Source organism: Streptomyces albiaxialis, assembly GCF_039530985.1.
Classification (GTDB): Bacteria; Actinomycetota; Actinomycetes; order Streptomycetales; family Streptomycetaceae; genus Streptomyces; species Streptomyces albiaxialis.
The window spans coordinates 212,192-228,302 of record NZ_BAAAPE010000011.1 but is presented as its reverse complement, the minus strand read 5'-3'; the positions used below and the strand labels follow the sequence as shown (position 1 = coordinate 228,302).

General features: G+C 69.0%; 9 protein-coding genes. 6 read left to right on the top strand and 3 right to left on the bottom strand.

Annotated features, from left to right (window positions below; all coding sequences use genetic code 11):
• The first annotated feature begins 141 nt into the window (after positions 1 to 141).
• On the top strand, positions 142 to 2,862 hold the full coding sequence (acnA, locus tag ABD343_RS21615) for an aconitate hydratase AcnA (protein WP_344530673.1): 2,721 nt from the start codon (positions 142 to 144) through the stop codon (positions 2,860 to 2,862).
• 266 nt (positions 2,863 to 3,128) lie between these two features.
• The gene (locus ABD343_RS21610) at positions 3,129 to 5,444 is read left to right on the top strand and encodes an ATP-binding protein (RefSeq protein ID WP_344530671.1); all 2,316 of its coding nucleotides are present in this window, start codon (positions 3,129 to 3,131) and stop codon (positions 5,442 to 5,444) included.
• A gap of 62 nt (positions 5,445 to 5,506) precedes the next feature.
• On the opposite strand, the gene ABD343_RS21605 is transcribed toward ABD343_RS21610, so the two are convergent.
• Together ABD343_RS21605 and ABD343_RS21600 are read right to left on the bottom strand one after the other, a co-directional pair.
• A complete protein-coding gene (locus tag ABD343_RS21605; RefSeq protein WP_344530669.1) occupies positions 5,507 to 6,661 on the bottom strand; it encodes a D-glucuronyl C5-epimerase family protein in 1,155 nt (384 codons plus the stop codon).
• Positions 6,662 to 6,808: 147 nt separating this feature from the next.
• The gene (locus ABD343_RS21600; RefSeq protein ID WP_425578238.1) at positions 6,809 to 10,261 is read right to left on the bottom strand and encodes a GH92 family glycosyl hydrolase; all 3,453 of its coding nucleotides are present in this window, start codon (positions 10,259 to 10,261) and stop codon (positions 6,809 to 6,811) included.
• A 475-nt stretch (positions 10,262 to 10,736) separates the two neighbouring features.
• On the opposite strand from ABD343_RS21600, the gene ABD343_RS21595 reads away from it, so the two are divergent.
• Both ABD343_RS21595 and ABD343_RS21590 read left to right on the top strand, forming a co-directional pair.
• Positions 10,737 to 11,537 (top strand): AfsR/SARP family transcriptional regulator, encoded by an 801-nt coding sequence (locus tag ABD343_RS21595; protein WP_344530667.1) that lies wholly within the window; start codon positions 10,737 to 10,739, stop codon positions 11,535 to 11,537.
• A 151-nt stretch (positions 11,538 to 11,688) separates the two neighbouring features.
• Complete coding sequence (locus ABD343_RS21590) at positions 11,689 to 12,378, top strand: hypothetical protein (RefSeq protein WP_344530665.1); 690 nt, start codon at positions 11,689 to 11,691, stop codon at positions 12,376 to 12,378.
• Positions 12,379 to 12,421: 43 nt separating this feature from the next.
• Here the strand turns inward: ABD343_RS21590 and ABD343_RS21585 are convergent, their stop codons facing one another.
• Positions 12,422 to 13,870, bottom strand: coding sequence for an aldehyde dehydrogenase family protein (locus tag ABD343_RS21585; protein ID WP_344530663.1), 1,449 nt, complete (start codon positions 13,868 to 13,870; stop codon positions 12,422 to 12,424).
• Positions 13,871 to 14,026: 156 nt separating this feature from the next.
• On the opposite strand from ABD343_RS21585, the gene ABD343_RS21580 reads away from it, so the two are divergent.
• Both ABD343_RS21580 and ABD343_RS21575 read left to right on the top strand, forming a co-directional pair.
• On the top strand, positions 14,027 to 15,010 hold the full coding sequence (locus ABD343_RS21580) for a nucleoside-diphosphate kinase (protein WP_344530661.1): 984 nt from the start codon (positions 14,027 to 14,029) through the stop codon (positions 15,008 to 15,010).
• A 128-nt stretch (positions 15,011 to 15,138) separates the two neighbouring features.
• On the top strand, positions 15,139 to 16,098 hold the full coding sequence (locus ABD343_RS21575) for a hypothetical protein (protein ID WP_344530659.1): 960 nt from the start codon (positions 15,139 to 15,141) through the stop codon (positions 16,096 to 16,098).
• The last annotated feature ends 13 nt before the right edge of the window (positions 16,099 to 16,111 follow it).

Sequence of the window (16,111 nt, the reverse complement as noted above, 5' to 3'; positions counted from 1 at the left end):
GAGTTATCTCGACATCGAGATAACTGGCGACGACATGCGCCGCGACCGCTGTCCGCTGGCCAAGTAAGGCTTACCTAACTTGGCTGGGCTCACCATAGCGGATCAGCGGCTGATGCACACAAGGCACTGAAGGAGACTGTCGTGTCGGCGAACAGCTTCGACGCCCGCGCCACGCTGAGCGTGGGCGACGAGTCGTACGAGATCTTCAAGCTGGACAAGGTCGAGGGCTCCGCGCGCCTTCCCTACAGCCTGAAGGTCCTTCTGGAGAACCTCCTCCGCACGGAGGACGGCGCGAACATCACCGCCGACCACATCAGGGCGCTGGGCGGCTGGGATCCGAACGCCCAGCCCAGCCAGGAGATCCAGTTCACGCCCGCCCGCGTGATCATGCAGGACTTCACCGGCGTGCCGTGCGTGGTGGACCTCGCCACCATGCGCGAGGCCGTCAAGGAGCTGGGCGGCGACCCGGCCCGTATCAACCCGCTGGCCCCCGCCGAGCTGGTCATCGACCACTCGGTCATCGCCGACAAGTTCGGCACCAGCGAGTCGTTCAAGCAGAACGTGGACCTGGAGTACGGCCGCAACCGCGAGCGGTACCAGTTCCTGCGCTGGGGCCAGACCGCCTTCGACGAGTTCAAGGTCGTCCCGCCCGGCACCGGCATCGTCCACCAGGTCAACATCGAGAAGCTGGCCCGCACCGTCATGGTGCGCGACGGGCAGGCCTACCCGGACACCCTCGTCGGCACCGACTCGCACACCACCATGGTCAACGGCCTGGGCGTGCTGGGCTGGGGCGTCGGCGGCATCGAGGCCGAGGCCGCGATGCTCGGCCAGCCGGTCTCGATGCTCATCCCGCGCGTCGTCGGCTTCAAGCTGACCGGCGAGATGAAGCCCGGCACCACCGCCACCGACCTCGTGCTCACGATCACCGAGATGCTGCGCAAGCACGGCGTCGTCGGCAAGTTCGTGGAGTTCTACGGCGAGGGCGTCGCCGCGACCTCGCTCGCCAACCGCGCCACCATCGGCAACATGTCGCCGGAGTTCGGCTCCACCGCCGCGATCTTCCCGATCGACGACGAGACGCTGAACTACCTGCGCCTGACCGGCCGCAGCGACCAGCAGGTCGCGCTCGTCGAGGCGTACGCCAAGGAGCAGGGCCTCTGGCTGGACCCGGCCGCCGAGCCGGAGTTCTCCGAGAAGCTGGAGCTGGACCTCTCCACCGTCGTGCCGTCCCTCGCGGGCCCGAAGCGCCCCCAGGACCGCATCGCGCTCACCGACGCGGCGCACAAGTTCGGCCAGGACGTGCTCAACTACGTCTCCGAGGCCGACCTCGACGAGGCGGGCAAGGAGTCCTTCCCGGCCTCCGACTCGCCGGCCGTCTCCAACGGGGTGCCCAGCAAGCCCGTCCAGGTGACCGCCCCCGACGGTTCCACGTACGAGATCGACCACGGCGCGGTGACGGTCGCGGCCATCACCTCCTGCACCAACACCTCGAACCCGTACGTCATGGTCGCCGCCGCGCTCGTCGCGAAGAAGGCCGTGGAGAAGGGCCTGACCCGCAAGCCGTGGGTCAAGACCACCCTCGCCCCGGGCTCGAAGGTCGTCACCGACTACTTCGACAAGGCCAACCTGACCCCGTACCTGGACAAGGTCGGCTTCAACCTCGTCGGCTACGGCTGCACGACCTGCATCGGCAACTCAGGCCCGCTGCCGGACGAGGTCTCCCAGGCCGTCAACGACAACGACCTGGCCGTCACCTCGGTCCTCTCCGGCAACCGCAACTTCGAGGGCCGGATCAACCCCGACGTCAAGATGAACTACCTGGCCTCCCCGCCGCTGGTCGTCGCCTACGCCATCGCCGGGTCCATGAAGGTGGACATCACGCGCGACGCGCTCGGCATCGACCAGGACGGCAAGCCGGTCTACCTCGCCGACATCTGGCCGACCGAGGCCGAGGTGAACGACGTCGTCGCCAACTCCATCGGCGAGGACATGTTCAACAAGTCCTACGAGGACGTCTTCGCGGGCGACGCCCAGTGGCAGGCCCTGCCGATCCCCACCGGCAACACCTTCGAGTGGGACGGCGAGTCCACCTACGTCCGCAAGCCCCCGTACTTCGAGGGCATGGGCATGGAGCCCGCCCCGGTCGAGGACATCTCCGGCGCCCGCGTGCTGGCCAAGCTGGGCGACTCGGTCACCACCGACCACATCTCCCCGGCCGGCGCGATCAAGGCCGACACCCCGGCGGGCAAGTACCTCACGGAGCACGGCGTCACCCGCCGCGACTTCAACTCCTACGGCTCCCGCCGCGGCAACCACGAGGTCATGATCCGCGGCACCTTCGCCAACATCCGCCTGCGCAACCAGATCGCGCCGGGCACCGAGGGCGGCTACACGCGTGACTTCACGCAGGAGGGCGGCCCGGTCTCCTTCATCTACGACGCCTCGCAGAACTACCAGGCCCAGGGCACCCCGCTGGTCGTCCTCGCGGGCAAGGAGTACGGCTCCGGCTCGTCCCGCGACTGGGCCGCCAAGGGCACCCGCCTGCTCGGCGTCCGCGCCGTGATCGCCGAGTCGTACGAGCGCATCCACCGCTCGAACCTCATCGGCATGGGCGTCCTCCCGCTCCAGTTCCCCGAGGGCGCCACGGCCGAGTCCCTGGGGCTCACCGGCGAGGAGACCTTCTCCTTCACCGGCGTCACCGCGCTCAACGACGGCGGCATCCCGGAGACGGTCAAGGTGACGACGGACACGGGCGTCGAGTTCGACGCCAAGGTCCGCATCGACACCCCCGGCGAGGCGGACTACTACCGCAACGGCGGCATCCTGCAGTACGTGCTGCGCTCGCTGATCCGCGACTGACCGCACCCGCGGCCGTTCGGACCGATGGGCCGTGCCCCCTTCCCGGGGCGCGGCCCATCGGGCTTTTCCGGCTCACCGGCGCACGGCGTCCGGCACACGCGAGACGTGACCGTCCGGCCCCTCCCGCGGATCCGTCCGGGCGCGCATTATCCACGGTGGAGCCCCGTACGGCTGACGGTCACCCGAACTCGTACGGCTTCGGACGAGTCCGTTCTACCGTGACGGGACCTCCCCGGACCCGACCACACACGACGGGATCGTCACGGATGACCCTTCCTGAACTGCCCGCCGAGACCACCTCGTTCATCGGCCGTACGGCGGAGCTGGCCCGCATCGCCTCCGTGCTGGACACCGCGCGGCTGGTGACCCTCACGGGGCCCGGCGGCGTCGGCAAGACCCGCACGGCGATCCGCGCGGCACACGGGATGCGGGACCGGTTCGAGCACGGCGTCGGCCTGGTCCCCCTCTCCGCGCTCTCCGACCCCGAGCTGCTGCCCAACACCGTGGCCTCCGCGCTGCACCTGCCCGAGCAGTCCGCGCTGCCCGCCGCCGACGTCCTCGCCGCCTACCTGGCCGACAAGCGCATGCTCCTCGTCCTCGACACCTGCGAGCACCTCGTCGACGCCTGCGCCATGCTCTGCGACCAGCTCCTGCGTACCGCGCCCGACCTGCACATCATCGCCACCAGCAGGCAGCCGCTGGACGTGCCCGGCGAGCAGGTGCTGCCCGTGCCGCCGCTCTCCGTGCCCGCGGGACCCGGCGAGTCCCGCGCGGGGGAGGACTGCGACGCGCTGCGCCTCTTCACCGACCGGGCCTCCGCCGCGGCCCCCGGCTTCGAGGTCACCGACGACAACCGCGCCGACGTGCTCTCCCTCCTCCGCCGCCTCGACGGCATCCCCCTCGCCATCGAGCTGGCCGTCTCCCGGCTGCGGACCCTGTCGGTCGAAGCGATGCTCGGCCGCCTCGACCACCGCTTCCGGCTGCTGACCGGCGGCCGCCGCACCACGGTCGCCCGCCACCAGACGCTGCGGACGACCATCGAGTGGAGCCACGAACTCTCCACGCCCGAGGAGCGCTCCCTGTGGGCCCGGCTCTCCGTCTTCGCGGGCGAGTTCCGGCTGGAGGCGGCCGAGGCCGTCTGCTCCGACGACGACAGCCTCGCCGAGTGGGAGGTGCTGGACGCCCTCATCGGGCTCGTGGAGAAGTCCGTCGTGCTCAAGGTGGAGACCGAGGAGGGCGCCCGGTACCGGATGCTCGACACCATCCGCGAGTTCGGCCAGGAGAAGCTCGCGGAGACGGGCCACGCGGCCGAGCAGGCCGTACGGCAGCGGCACGTGGCGTACTTCCTCGACGAGTGCGGACGCTTCGACGCCGAGTGGCTCACCGACGGGCAGGCCGCCTGGATGCGCCGCATCGCGCACGACCAGGCCAATCTGCGGGCCGCCCTGGAGCACTGCGTCGCCACGCCCCCGCTCGCCTGCGAGGGGCTGAGCATGGCCACCCGGCTGTGGGGCTACTGGCACTGCGCCGGGCTGCTCACCGAGGGCCGGTACTGGCTGAGACGCACCCTGGACACCTGCGCCCAGCCCTGCCCCGAGCGCGTCAAGGCGCTCTGGCTGAGCAGTTGGTACATGGACCTCCAGGGCGAGCGCGGCGACAACTGGCCGCTGCTGGACGAGGCCGAGGCCCTCGCCCGCCGCCTCGGCGACGACCGGGGCCTCGCCTGGACCCTCGCGTTCCGCCACCACACCCGCTACTTCCGGGGGCTGACCGACGGCGTCGCGGACGGCTTCGACGACGCGCGCCGCCGGATGGACGAGGCGGGCGACGAGACGGCGCTGATGATGAGCGCCTTCTTCGCCGGCTTCTTCCACATCATCACCGGCGCCACGGGCGAGGGCGTCGGCCTCTGCGACGACTCGCTGCGGCGGAACGCCGCGCACCCCGCCGAGTGCTGGTCGCGCGGGTGGGCCCTGTGGGTCAAGAGCGTCGGCCTCTGGCTCAAGGGCGACCACCAGCACTCCGTGGACACCGCCCGCGAGGGCATCCGCGTCAAGGACGCCCTGCGCGACGTCATGGGCATCGCCCACTTCCTGGAGGGCTTCGCCTGGCACGCCGCCGAGCTGCGCCACTTCGAGCGCGTCGCGGCGCTCCAGGGCGCGGCCGACGCGCTGTGGCGGCGCGCGTCCAAGGAGCCCCGCTTCGGCATCCCCGCCCTGCACGAGTTGCACCGGCACGCCGCCGAGCTGGCCCGGGAGACGCTCGGCTCGGGCGCGTACCACGAGGCGTTCAACGAGGGCACGAAGCTGACGATGGACGCCGCCGTCCGCCTCGCCCTCGCCGAGAACGCGGCGGCACCGGAGGTCCCCCCGCAGCGCCGTGGCCCCGCCGAGGGGCTCACGCCCCGCGAACGGCAGGTCGCCGGGCTGGTCGCCCAGGGGCTCACGAACAGGGAGATCGCGCAGAAGCTGGTGGTCTCCAAGCGCACCGTCGACTCCCACGTCGAGCACATCCTCACCAAGCTGGGCTTCTCCGCCCGCTCGCAGATCGTGGCGCTGGACGAGGAGGAGGAAGGGGCGTGAGGCGGCGGGACCTCACCCGGGGAGACGCCCGGAGAGATGCCCCGGGGAGATGCCCGGGGACCTCACCCGGAAAGACGCCCGCCCCGTCGCGCGGGCGTGTCCCCGGCCAGTAGCTCGGCCATCCGGGCGAAGCGCCGGCTGCCGGTCTGCCAGGCGAGCTGCCGGTACAGCCGTACGACGTGCCCGTGGTACGTCGGCGTCGGGATCCGGTGCGTGCGGCAGTAGTACGCCCAGCCGCCCGTGTTCCGCAGCTCCGGGAAGAAGTGCGCGGCGGTGGTGAGCGCGCCGTCGTAGAGCTGCCGGGCGAGGGGATGCCCGGTGAACCGGGCGTAGTCCCAGAGGCCGAGGGCGGCGAAGAGCATCCCGTTGAAGGTGTAGTCGGAGGTCTCGGTCGGGTCCATCGGATAGAGCTGGATCCACAGATAGCCGTCGCTGTCCCGGTTGACCACCCAGGGCCACTCGTCGTCGCCGCGCAGCAGTGAGGCGAACGCCCCGTCGGCCGCCGTCCGGTAGAGCAACCGCTCCTCCAGGGTCACCCCGTCCAGCTCCGCGAGCTGGACGAAGAAGCTGAGCGCCTCGCCCTGCGCCATGCCGGAGTACCAGGGGGCGCGGTAGCGGATGCCCTTGTGCGTACCGTGCGTGAAGTCAAAGGGGAAGGTGAAGTACCAGGCGCCCCGCGTCACCGTCTTCCTCGCGATCAGCCGCTCGGCCTGCGCCCTGGCCCGCCGCAGGAAGAGCCGCTTGCGGGCGGGGTCCCGCTCGCGCCGGTAGCTGGTCACGCATCCGAGCCCGAACTGGAGCTGGGTCACCGGCTGGTCGTAGCCCCGCGCCTTGCGGTTCGGCCGGTACATGATGACGCCGTGCCGGTCGAGGTACGTGTGCTTGTCGTCCGGCGTCACCCGCGACCACGGCACGGGCCGGTCCCGCCACGGCCGCCGGTCCTCCGCCAGCCGGGGCAGCGCCCGGTACCCGGCCGCGCGGAACGGGAACGGCACCCGCGTCGGCACCTCCACCGGCCCGACCCCCGGGTCCCCGCCGGGCACGCCCCCGTCGGGCGGCGAGACGCGCCCCCCCTCCAGCACATCGGGCAGGGGCGCGAGCAGGTCCTCCGCCCCCGCCTCTCCCTCCGGTGCCGCGGCGCCCACCCCGCCCAGCACCCCGGCTCCGAGCAGCAAAAACGTCTTCCGGTCCACCCCGGACCGTTCACCAGTACCCATCCCCGCATCCTGCGCGGCCCCCGCTCCCCGCCCCCGGACGCCACGCCAGCCCTTCCCCGGAGCCCACACACCCGGCGGAAGACCCGGACACCAAGACCGCCCCTTCCCGATGGGGGGCACGCGGGAAGGGGCGGTTGTGGGGGGTGGTCAGTCGAGGAGTTCCAGCTCTGAGAGCTTTCCGGTCCTCTCGTCGGGGATCAGGCGGTACTCGTCGTAGCGGGCGGTTCTCGGGAGGGTGAAGGCGCGGGTCTGTTTGTCCCAGCGGAATTTCTCGTTCTCGCGGGAATCGACCCTGTGCCACTTCTTCCCGTCGGACGTGCCTTCCAAGGTCCAGGAAGCCGGTGCCTCGTCCGCCTTCGAGGACGTGAGGGTGTACGAGGTGACGCTCTTGCCCTTCTTCACCTTCACGGGGGTGTCATCGACTTCCGCCGCGGTGTCCGAGGTGTTGTCCAGAAGGGGGGAATCACCCGGTTCCGTGATGTCCTGGGACGGCGACGGGACCTCGGCGTTCTTCGTGAGGGATGTCGGGGCGTTCTTCTCGCCCGTGCCCCACTTCGAGGGGCGGGGACCCATGTCGAATTCGAGGGTGCCGCCCCGTGCGAGGAGCTTGTGGGGGAGCGCCGTCGACGTCCATTTCTTGCCGTTCAGCTTCACGCCCTGGACGTAGACGTTCTCCGCGCTGTTCTTCGGTGCCTTCACCACCAGGTCGCGGCCGTTCTCCAGGTGGACCGTGGCCTTGGTGAAGAGCGGGGAGCCCACCGCGTACTCCGGCTGGCCCATCACCAGGGGGTAGAAGCCGAGGGCACTGAAGACGTACCAGGCCGACATCTCGCCGTTGTCCTCGTCGCCCGCGTAGCCCTGGCCGATCTCGCTGCCCAGATAGAGCCGGGAAAGGGCCTCACGGACCTTTTCCTGGGTCTTCCAGGGCTGGCCCGCCGCGTCATAGGTGTACGCGATGTGGTGCGAGGGCTGATTGCTGTGCCCGTACATTCCCATGCGGACGTCCCGCGCCTCGCGCATCTCGTGGATGACCTGCCCGTAGCTGCCCGCGTATTTCTTCTCGCCCGTCTCCGGAGTGGAGAAGTAGGAGTCCAGCTTCTTCGCCAGCGCGCCCCGGCCGCCGTAGAGATTCGCCAGGCCCCTGGTGTCCTGGGGCGCGGTGAAGGCGAAGTTCCAGCCGTTCGTCTCCGTGTAGTCGTGGCCCCACACGCGCGGGTCGTAGGCATCGGGCGAGAGGCGCCAACTGCCGTTCGGATTGCGGCCCTGGAAGAATCCGACGCGCTTGTCGAAGAGATGGACGTAATTCCGCGCGCGCTCCCGGAAGTAGTCCGACTCCTCCTTGTAGCGCTTCTCGCCCGTCTTCGCGTAGAGCGCCTTGCCCATCTTCGCGATGCCGAAGTCGTTCAGATAGCCCTCCAGCGCCCAGGACATGCCCTCCTTCGTGTCGGTGTTCGTGTAGCCGAGGAAGGGGGAGGTCGTCATGCCCTTGCGGCCGACGCCGGGGTCCGGCGGGGCGACCGTCGCGTTCTTCAGCGCCGCCTCGTACGCCGCCTTGGCGTCGAAGTCGACGCCCTTCGCGTACGCGTCCGCGAACGCCACGTCCGACGAGGTGCCGGTCATCAGGTCCGCGTAGCCCGGCGAGGACCAGCGGGAGATCCAGCCGCCGTCCTTGTACTGCTGGACGAAGCCGTCGACCATCTTCCCCGCCCGCTTCGGGGTGAGGAAGGAGTACGCGGGCCAGGTCGTGCGATACGTGTCCCAGAAGCCGTTGTTGACGTAGACCTCGCCGTCGACGATCTTCGAGCCGGTCTCGGTCGGGGTGTCGGGCTTCTCGGCCTTGGAGAACGGGCTGGCGTAGCGCGTGCGCGAACCGACCTTCTCGTGACCGGAGTTGGGGTAGAGGTAGAGCCGGTAGAGGTTGGAGTAGAGCGTGGTGAGCTGGTCCTCGCTCGCGCCCTCGACCTCGATCCGTTCCAGGATGTCGTCCCACTCGGACTGGGCCTTGTCCTTCACCCCGTCGAAGGTCGCCTTCGCCGGGATCTCCTGCTCCAGGTTGTCCTTCGCCTGGTCGACGCTGATGAGCGAGGTCGCGATGCGCATGGTGACCGTACGGTCGTCGCCCGGCGCGAAGCGGAGGAAGCCGGTGACGTCCTTGCCGCCGCCGCCCTCCAGCCTGCCGCCGTCCGTCGCCTTCGCGTCGAACTTCGCGTAGACGAACATCCGCGTGGCGCCCGTGGACAGGCCGGACTTGACGTCCGAGAAGCCGGTGACCGTGCCGTTCTCGCGGTCGAGCGTGAGGCCGCCGTCGTTGTTCACGTTGTCGAAGATCAGGCTCGCCGCGTCCCTGTCGGGGAAGCGGAAGCGCATCATCGCCGCGTGGTCCGAGGGCGCGATGTCGGTGCGCAGCCCGTTCTCGAACGTCACGCCGTAGTGGTGCGGCTTCGTCGTCTCGTTCGCGTGCTGGAAGGGCAGCTCGCGGGCCCCGCGGGACGCGTCCGGGGTGCCCTTCGCCACCGACGGCATCACCTGAAACGTCTGGCGGTCGCCCATCCAGGGGCTGGGCTCATGGCTCGCGCCGAACGCCTGGAGGGTGGGCAGGTTGTCGGCGTTGTTCTTGCGCGCGTACTCGTAGAGCCAGTCGGTCGAGCCCGCGTTGGTCACCGGCGTCCAGAAGTTGAAGCCGTTGGGGACGGCCGTCGCCGGGAAGTTGTTGCCGCGTGAGAAGTCGCCGCTCGACAGGGTGCCCCGGTTGGTGACGACGTGATCGGAGAGATGGGCCTTGGGCTTCGCGGGCTCGGCCTTCTCGGGCTTGAGCGCGATGTCGTCCACCCAGCCCCGGAAGGCTCCGCCGTCCTCGCCCGCGCCGTCTCCCGAGCCGCCGCCCTTCTCCGCGTCGTACGCCACCAGCACGCGGTCGACCGTCTTGCCCTCGGCGACGGCGCCGATCCGCGCCTCCTTGTTGTTCCACTGATTCACGTACAGCGTCTTGGAGTGCCCCTGGGCGCGCGGCGAGAGGCGCACGCCGTGCTGGTCCGTCGCGCGCAGGTCGCTGAGGTACGTGCCGTCGGTGAAGGCGAGGTCGACGGCGGCATTCGTCGCGCGGTACGAGCGGTCGCCCTCCGGCATCTCCGGGAAGAGGCGGTACGACAGGACGGTGTCGCGGGTGACCGTCACATCCGTGTCGAACACCTTGTTGTACGCGTACCCGTGGCCGGAACCGGCATGGGTGCCCGCGTACCGCAGGGCGTGCCTGCCGGTGAACCCGGCGTCCTTCTTCGAGGTGGGGGAGTCGGAGGGCCCCGTGTCCACCCGGGTCGTCATGCCCTTCGCGCCGGGCGAGGGCGGGTCCTCGGGCGTGACTCCGCCGGTGCGGGGCTTGCCGTCGGGCCCCGTCTCGACGGTGTCGCGCCAGTCCGGCGGCGGGTCGTCCTCCTCGAACGAGGAGGCGAACGCGGTGCCGCGCTGCGCCGATCCGGGGTCGGGGGCCGCGACGGCTGTGGACTGGAGCGTCGTGGCGAGCAGCGACGCCACGAGCAGTCCTGTGACCCCGGAGAGGGGGAGCAGTCGGGCGAGATGTCTGTGCCGCTGTCCATGTCGCACGCGAGCCTCCCGGTGACGGTGACCGACAACGTTGTCACTCCGCAGTTGCAATGCCAAGTAATGTATCGGGGCTGTTTGGTGTCAAGGGGGCAGACGGTGTTGGGGTGTTGAGAAGCGGGCGCTCGCCGGGACTGCCGTCGGTGAACTCGCGGCGTCTGATCGCCGATGCGGGGTCGAACGAATGGCTGATTCGATGTGGTCACGACGGTTGACTGGCTGAAGCGGTCGTCGATACGTTGTGCGACGCCTGATGCAGCCGGGTAGAACCGCGGGGAAGTGCGAAGCGCATTGTGCCGCTGATCGTGGAGCCGGCGTCAGTGGCCGGAGCCCGGAATGCGCGTCGGCGGCTGAGCGCGTGCCGCTAGTTGCTTCAAGGACTCACCCCTCGATGTCCTGGGAAGCTGGCCCAGGTGTGTGGTGAGCGCGGTGAGAATCTGGATCCAGCCCGAGAGTTCACCTGCCGCATGGAGGGGTTGTGAGATTCCGGATACTGGGCCCCCTTGAGGTCCTCGGAAACGATGGCAACCTCATCGCGATCACTCGATTAAAGCACCGGCAGCTTCTGTGCTCGCTGCTGCTCCGGGCGAATACCACGGTGACGACTGACGAACTGACCGAGGCACTGTGGGGCGCCGGTCCCCCTCGGTCCATTCGCAGCAACCTGAAGACGAACGTTTCCCGCTTGCGTACGGAGCTGTTCGACGAGGCGGTGCCGAATCGGATCCAGACATGCGCTTTCGGCTATCTGATCAAGGTCGAGCCGCATGAAATCGACATCTCTGCCTTCGATTTGCTGATGCGTTGCGGCAGGCGGGCCCTCAGGGATCACGATCTCGGGGTCGCGGCCCAGGCGTTCGAGGACGCCCTCGCCATGTGGCGGGCTCCCGATCCGCTGTGCGATGTGCCCCTGCACGGGAGTTTCGCCGCCCGTACGGCCGACCTCGGCGAGCAGCGTCTGGCCGCCTTCGAAGAGCTCATGGAGATCCGCGTCATGGACGGGCAACTCGATGAAGTGATCGGGCCGTTGCGCATGGAAGTGTCGCGGACACCGCTGAGGGAGCGACTGTGGGGCCTTCTGATCCTGGCGCTGTATCAGGACGGCCGGCGGGCCGAGGCACTCGACACCTACAAGCAGCTCAGGGCCTGGCTCCGAGAGGAACTGGGCATCGACCCGACCGCGTCCATCCAGAAGCTGCATCAAGAGGTTCTCACGGGGGAGCTTTCCAGTCCGTTGTCGCGGGCCGCCCCGTATTTCCGCGCAGCGCGTTCCTCGTAGGCGAGGGGCGTGGCGGGACATCCGTCGACAGAGCATGAACCGAAGGGCAGGAGCGGCCGGGACGGTGGGGCGGTTGGCAACGGCAGGTCGTGCGATGTACGTGAGTCAGGTCTCGGTGCCCGGCCCCGGTGCGAGGGAGAATCAGGACTACGTGCTCGCCGACGACCGTCTGGTGTGTGTGCTGGACGGGGTGACTCCGCCGCCGGACGGCCGGCCGACCGGCTGTGTGCACGGCGTCCGTTGGTATGTCGAGTCCTTGGCGCGCCGCATCGTCGACCAGGCCGGCCCCGCCGAGGAACGCTCTCTGCCCGAGGCGTTGGCCCGGTCGATCGACCAGGTACGGCGAGCGCACGAGGGTCGGTGCGATCTGTCGCATCCCGACACCCCCTCGGCTGCCGTGGCGATACTGCGCACGAGCGGCACGGTCGTCGATCATCTGGTGCTCTGCGACTGCACGATTCTGCTCGAACAGCGCGGCGGGATCCATGTGCGGACCGACGCGACCCGGCGGGACCAGCGGCCCCGGCGCATGTCACCGACGGGCCCGCTCTGGAAGGCCAGCGTGGAACCGCAGGCGGCGTTCAGCGCGGTGGCCGGCGCCTCCACTCTCGACGGAGCGGATGGCCTGCGGCGGGCCGCCGTCGTCACTGATGGAGCAGCGCGCATACAGGAGTTGGGGCTGGGCACTTGGGCGGGGTTGCTGTGTCAGCTCGATTCCGGTGATGTGCCGTCGGTGCTCGCCAGGCTTCGTGCGGAGGAGCGGTCCCGGTGGCAGCTCGGCCGGGCCAGGCACGTGAAACTCCACGACGACTTCACAGCGGTGGTGTGCCGTTGGGCCTGAATGCACCGGCGGGCCCGTCCGGCCGTTGCCCGGCATGTGACGCTCAGAAGGCTATGCAGGCTGAGCGCCACTGGGTGTAGAACTCCCAGACGTGCGGAGAGCATTCGGGGGGACCGTACTGGGACATCTTGCCGCCCCCGTGGGGGAGATGGGCGTATGCCCCTACCCCCGGTCGGTTCACGTGCAGCATGCCCACGTCGAGGGCCTCGATCGCTTCGAAGATCCTGGACGGATCACGGGTGAAGACCGTTCCGCTCATTCCGTAGCGCACACCGTTCGCGATACGGACGGCGTCGGAGAATCTGTCCGCGTCGATGACGGACAGCACCGGCCCGAAGATCTCTTCCTGCGCCAGCTCCGCGCTCTCCCGAACCTCGCTCAACACCGTCGGCTGCATGAAATAGCCGTCGCCCGGGACGGTGTCCCCGCCGCAGAGCACCTTGGCACCCGTGCCCCGTGCCCTCTCGACCGCGCCCAGGCAGGCGTCCCTGCGCGCCGCGCTGATCATGGGTCCCACGTCCACGGCGCGCCCGGTCCCGGGCCCCACCTTCAACCGGTTCACACGATGCACCAGCCGATCGAGCAGCGCGTCCTTGACCCCGACCTCCACAATCACACGTGAGGTCGCACTGCATCGCTGGCCCGCCTGCCCGAAGGCGCCCTGCACGACGGCATCGGCCGCGGCGTCCAGATCGGCGTCGCCGAGCACCAGCACCGCGTTCTTGCCGCCGAGCTCCAACTGCGTCCGCGCCAGGCGCCGCGCTGCCCCGGCCTGGATGAGCAGCCCCACCGCGAGCGAGCCGGTGAAGCTGACACCCGCGACCGCCGGATGTCTCACGAGCGCTTCCCCCGCGGCGACGTCGCCCTGGACCAGATTCAGCACCCCCGGCGGTACCCCGGCTTCAGCCACCGCCTCGGTCAGGAGCGCGGCAACCAGCGGAGTGAGCGGAGACGGCTTGAGCACCGCCGTGCAGCCGGACAGCAGTGCCGGGGCGACTTTCCACACGGGAATCGCGAGGGGAAAGTTCCACGGAGTGATGAGCCCGACCACGCCCAGGGGCACTCGAAGGGTGTAGCTGAATGTCCGCGCGTCCTCCGCGGGTACGGTGGCTCCTCCCAGCCGCCGCCCCTCGCCCGCTGTGAATCGGAGAATCGAGAGCGACCGCTCCACTTCCGCCCGCGCTTCCCGGAGCAACTTGCCCTGCTCACGGGTGATGGCATGCGCGAAGTCATCCGCACGGCGGGCGATCACCTGCTCAAGTGCCCGCAATCGCTCCGCGCGCCGGACGGGCCCCTGGCCGCGCCAGCTCGGCAGGGCGGCGTCGGCTGCCGCCACCGCGGCTTCCACATCGTCTTCGCCGGAGTGGGCGAACCGGCCGATCACATCGGCGGGCCTGGCGGGATTGAGGTCCGGACCAGCGGTACCCCCCATGGCGGCCACCCACCGGCCGTCCACGAAGTTGAGCTCATGAGGACGGGCTGAGATGGTCACAAATCAGGCTCCTTCCCGAGTGACAGGGTTTCAGCCTCCCGCTTTCGGCCTCGCCGAACAATTGGCGACAACGTGCGTGTTTACCGTGCAGATACCAAAAGTTAACCAGTACATGATGCAGTGTATGGCTGAAGTTAGATGACTCAAGGGGGCAGTATGGCCGATCCGACGACCACTCTCTCCTGGGGCCCCCACGCGCCGACGATGCCGGACATCCTCAGCGTGGACGAAAAGAAAAGATCGCTCTACGCGGCCGATGTCTATTTCAGTGAGGGTTACCACACGCTGCAGGCTTCGAGTATTCCCGTGGAGGATTTCGCCCAGCATTACAGCCTCATACTTCTCAGGCCGGAGAGTGCGGTGTCGCGGAAGCTCGACAACGCCGTCGACTGGCTGCAGTACAACGGGTTTCGAATCGTCGCAGCCGAGCGCGTCACGATGGATCGGCATTCGTTACGGGCGCTCAGGTACTTCGCCTGGAACATCACCACCCAGGAACGGAGGCGCATCGCCGACCACACATTCACCTGCTGTCAGTCGTTGGTACTGGTGCTGTACCGGAAGAGTCGCAGGATGCCCACATGTGTCGAGCTGGCCAGGGCCAAGGGGCCCGCGACCCCGGAACTCCAGCGACCCGGCCAGCTCCGCCACCACCTCGGGTCGAGCACGGCACTCGTCTCGCACGTCCATACCCCCGACGAACCGGCGGATATCATCCGGGAGTTGGGGATCTTCTTCGAAGAAGGGCGGCGGATCCGAGTCTGTGAATCCGCGCACGCCGGCGCTGATCTGGAACGGTTCGCACGCAAGCAGGTGAGGAAGATCTACGAGGGAAGTGAGGAACTCGACCTCGATTACGATGCCTGCGTGGAAAGGCTGCTGCATTCGGTCGACCGCTTCCTGGAACAGCAGCCGAAATCCCGACGGCCGGCAGACCTCGGCAAGCTGGCCGCCCTTCGTGCGCAGCTTGAATCGGCTTCCGCCTGGACGGACATGCTCAGAATTTCACACCGCCTGGGAGTGCCGATTCACCCCTGGGACTGGGCTGTGGTCGGATCACGTGTTCTGCCCATGCGGGAGGAGGGGCTGGTGACCATCATCGGTAAGGCGGAATCGGTCTTGGCGGGCCGAGGCGAATGAGTGCGGACTTCGCCACCGGCAAGGGGTTCGATGCCGATGAAGTGCTCCTCGGTAGCTGCGTACGTGGTCGGCCTGACATCCCCCGGCGGCTCGTCCCCGTGGAAGGAACCGGTCGTCCAGGGGATCTCGTGCTCGCCAGGGTCACCTCCGTCGGCAAGTATCCCGCCGTCCTCGAAATCCCTTCGGGCCGCGAGCGGCCGTTGTGGGCCGGCGACGTGCTGATCGGCGTTCTGGCGAACCGATTCTCCAGCACCTCTCTCTACGGCCGCATACCCGAGGGCGGTCTGGAGGTGCGGGTGGACAGGGCCACGGACCTCCTCTCTCTCGCGGGTGTGATCGGGCCGGCCCAGGCACGGCCGTCCGCCCTCGCCTCGCACACCGAGGTGCGCCTCCTCGGCTTGGTCGCCGACGCCCGCAAACCGGCGCAGCCGCTCGGGCTCCTGCCGAAATCCCCGCAGCACTACCGGAGTTGCCCGACCATCGTCATCGGCGGGACAGCATCGAATGTCGGGAAGACCACCTTCGCCGGGAACCTGGTGCGCCACCTCGTTCGCAGGGCCGGCCTCCGGGTGGGGGTCACGAAACTGGCCGGCACCGGCCGGCTCGGCGATCTGCTGCAGCTCTCCGACGCGGGGGCGCACGCGAGCGCCGACTTCGTCGACGCCGGACTGGCCACCACCTATGGCCTCCCCGACGAGACGGTGACCACGGCCGCGAAATACCTTCTGACGCGTCTGAGGGAACAGGAGTCGCAGGTCATCGTCGCCGAACTCGGCGGGGATCTCTGGGAAGCCGGAATTCCCGCTCTGCTGGACGATCCGGAACTTCAGGAGTCCTTCCGCTGTCTCGTGGTGATTCCCTCGGACACGATGGCAACGCTCGGAGCGGCGCACTGGCTGCGTCAACGGGGGATTGAATGCCCCGTGTTCCACGGAATGCCGCCTCGCAACGAGCTGGCCTCGATGGACCGGCTGACGGCCGGCCTGGGAGAGAAGCCAGTCGACGCCCGGAGCGCCCACGACATGGGTGTCCTGCTCGGCAAGGCACTGCCGGACCTGCGGTTCCCCGCGCTGCCCGATCACGAATAATCGCCCTTGGAGA